Origin of the sequence: Flavonifractor plautii ATCC 29863 (genome assembly GCF_000239295.1) — a bacterium.
In the GTDB taxonomy this organism is placed as follows: Bacteria; Bacillota; Clostridia; order Oscillospirales; family Oscillospiraceae; genus Flavonifractor; species Flavonifractor plautii.
In genome coordinates this window covers 1-1370 of sequence record NZ_JH417795.1, presented here as the reverse complement: position 1 = coordinate 1370, position 1370 = coordinate 1, and the positions used below count along the sequence as shown (strand labels likewise).

Annotated in this window: 1 protein-coding gene; it reads left to right on the top strand. The window is 35.4% G+C overall.

Annotation, left to right across the window (positions count from 1 at the left end):
* Positions 1-147 precede the first annotated feature (147 nt).
* Positions 148-1344 carry a hypothetical protein gene (locus HMPREF0372_RS19220; RefSeq protein ID WP_007492212.1) on the top strand — a complete coding sequence of 399 codons (1197 nt, stop codon included), beginning with the start codon at positions 148-150 and terminating at the stop codon, positions 1342-1344.
* Positions 1345-1370 lie beyond the last annotated feature (26 nt).

The window sequence follows — 1370 nt, the reverse complement described above, 5'->3', positions numbered from 1 at the left end:
AAACCATTTTGCGAAAATTCCTTGACACTACCAAGAATTTATTTTAAAACACAAACACTCGAAATTTGGCGGATTTACGACTCGAGTATAAAGGTGTAAAATAATAGTGACTATAATTTTGATTTTCTGCAAAAGGAGATGATAATATTGCTAAGAATTGACAAAGCTATTTTGGACACAAGTGGCGTGATTTGTGACAACATTGCACGTTTTGGCGCAACCGAGCGGGGTCTTTTGAGCCAAAACATATTGGGGCATATTCGCAATTTTGTAGAATATGTAGCAATCAAGGCATTTTCTAATGGTGCTGATGTTAATCCTAATGATTATAATCTCAATGTTGCCGCTCTAAAAGATATGCAACGTCATGGAAATTTGCGTTTTTTATATAGATTTCATGAGCTACTCCAGAAGTCTGTATCGCACTACACTGTAGACAAAGATGGCTCCGAGCGGCTTATGCTCAAATATTATGAACACCTATTTAAAACAAAACTCTATCTTAAACAGGCATACAATCTTGACGTGCTAGAGAATATAGAAGATTTTCCTTTGGACACTGATACCGAACTATCCGATTATTACACGAAAATTGCAGAAAGAATTGAGACGCCAAGCAGATTTAGTTATGCTGTAACATACAATGATCGCTATTATGTTCAGAAAATTAAACCTTTCTTTATAAATCAAAGAATATATTATGAGGTTACATTTACTGCAGCAACGGCTAATACTAGCAAGTTTGATCGAGTAATTGCTTTTACTAGTCACGAAATCATGGATAACTACGCTATAAAGTTTTCAATTTATAATGATACAATTCATATTCTGGACAAGGATATGTCTATCCTAATAATAGATGGGTATGAAGTATCTATTCGGCCGTGTGAATGGGATAACCTTTCTGAAATCTTTGGGCCACGCGTGGAACATAGCACCAACTCTATTGAATATAGAGAACTGATGAGATTTCTCTCAACTGTCAAAATGCCTTTGACCGAGCTTGTAAGTAGCGACCAAGATTATTACAATTTTATAAAAAGTCATATTACTTCACAAGCTAAGTCAATCAAAATATATGAACTTCTAGATCAATGTCGGGAAGTAATTGTGAACGGCAAAGCTGGCTCAAATGTATTGCGTTATTTGTTATATAAAATGAATAATCGCGTTATCAAATGGCAGTACTGGAATAAACAATGCGAAGGCTTATCAAATCTTTATCTAAACTATGGCTGTATGCCGTTTGATCGTATGCCTTATTGCACTTCTCTTCGTCAGCACAATCCGAGAATATATGATCTATTTAACGCAATTCCCGTTTCTGGTCATGAGCATGGGTAGTGTCAAGGAATTTTCGCAAAATGGTT